The organism is Acetobacter senegalensis, from assembly GCF_001580995.1.
Lineage (GTDB): Bacteria > Pseudomonadota > Alphaproteobacteria > Acetobacterales > Acetobacteraceae > Acetobacter > Acetobacter senegalensis.
Genome location: NZ_LHZU01000036.1, coordinates 1 through 1724, shown reverse-complemented (window position 1 = coordinate 1724; position 1724 = coordinate 1). Strand labels below are relative to the sequence as shown.

The 1724-nt window shown below is 50.5% G+C and carries 1 protein-coding gene; it reads right to left on the bottom strand.

Annotated features, from left to right (window positions below; all coding sequences use genetic code 11):
- Positions 1-126: 126 nt before the first annotated feature.
- A complete protein-coding gene (locus tag AD948_RS00235; protein WP_048845754.1) occupies positions 127-1347 on the bottom strand; it encodes an HNH endonuclease in 1221 nt (406 codons plus the stop codon).
- Positions 1348-1724: the final 377 nt, after the last annotated feature.

Here is a 1724-nt window from a genome sequence, read left to right as displayed (position 1 = left end):
CACCGCACCAATCCCGCGTAGCGGGTTCGTTCTCCCCCCCTTAGCGGCCTATCTATTCGGAAAATGCGAAACAGGCACACAGATTCCGTCAGAACCAGCCACCTCTCTATTACGCCTTCGGTAGGACTATTCTGCTCCAGGTTGTTTTGACCGTCTCAATAGAAATTTTTCCTTGGTAGGAATCTGCATCAACGCGGCGACCAACTTCTGACTGATCTCGATTATGGCTGCTCTGCCCTTCTCATCCATCTCGATCATATCACCTTCATCGTAATAGTGCCCCAGGACATCATTGAGGACATTGTGGATAGTTCGTTCCCGGCTCACATCCTGATGGAGCTTGAGAACTGTTGACACGCGCGCAAGCGAGACGTCATTGAGTCTGCTGCCATCGGGTGCGTTGAGCCAGTCGAAATCGAGTGACACCTTGGCGGCCAGATCACCGTCCCAACGTGCCGGATTGAGTGGATCGGATGCGAGCCCGATCTCAATATTCCTTGGCCCACCTTTCTCAGCCAACACCATTTGCCAAGAAGCGATGTTAAATGCGTGATAATAGGCAAGAGTTCGCCCATAATCATCGCTTCTGACATAAATGAGATTGAACATCGGCCCATGGTTTTCCAGCAAATACTGATAGGCAGATTCAGGAAAATCACGAGCATCCACAGTGGTGAAGCACTGAAGGAAGTCTTCGCTCCCCTTGACGACGAAGTCGCGGGCTTGGGCAAAAGCCGCGTCTTTTAAAGGCATCGTCCCAACACGGGTTGCCAGCAAGACTAGGCTGGATTTTACCATCGAGCGGACGACTTCCTCACCGCCGCACTGGATCCGAGTGTGAAGTGTGCCGGGATATTCGTTCTGAAAGGAAGCGTACTGTCCCTCAATTTTGGCCCAGAAATGATCCTCGGTTACGCCTATAGCCGCTGCGGCATGAGCAACATATTTCCTAAATTCCTCCATGCTATCGACGCTGAAACTGACATCATAGCGCTCGTTGCCCAGTGGTGTGATAGTGAATGGTTTACCCCCAACGCGCTTGGGTCTACCACGAGAATCGAGAGTGATCGTTCCGGTCGATGCGAGGATTTTGGACAGACCGGGTGGAGGTTGACCGCTCCCGCTTTTCATCTGGAACATGTTGCGGAGCATGCGTAACTGCTCAGGCAGAACCTTGTCGATCGTCCCACCGAAGGATTGATTGCAGTGATTGCAATCAGCCCATTTGGTCGTCATTCGCCCACCTAGCGCGTCGAGCAGAATATGTTCAGGTTTAGTGCGAGTGCCCACTTCATTATCGCAGAAAATGCAAAGCACCTTGTCTTGTAATAACCTCTGCCGAATCATTATTAGCTCCAGTTACCCGTTGTGACGCGATAATTACGCCAGCGCCAACGTCACGGACGATTACAGCTTTTTCTGCCTTCAAAAGAACTTTTCGAGTCGGTGTGTGTAGTGAGCGGCAACAATATCGCACTATAGAGAGAAATCGGTCGTGATTAACAAACTGAATATGTTTTATACACGTACACTCAATTAAACGTTTAGCTCTAATTATTCCGTAACCAAATGCCGGATTCCGGCAAGTTTCTGGGATGGCCTCGAACAGGTTCAATATCTTAGCGAGCGTCGTCCATTTGAGTGTCCGGTTTACCGATAGCCTTATCAAAAGCAGACATTCCGTTCCCCTGAAGGGTTTCGGGCGCCGCGAGGCGTACGAAAGT

Excerpts from the sequence above, each read along its gene's own strand:
- AD948_RS00235 (WP_048845754.1), bottom strand. The coding sequence starts at position 1,347 with ATGATTCGGCAGAGGTTATTACAAGACAAGGTGCTTTGCATTTTCTGC.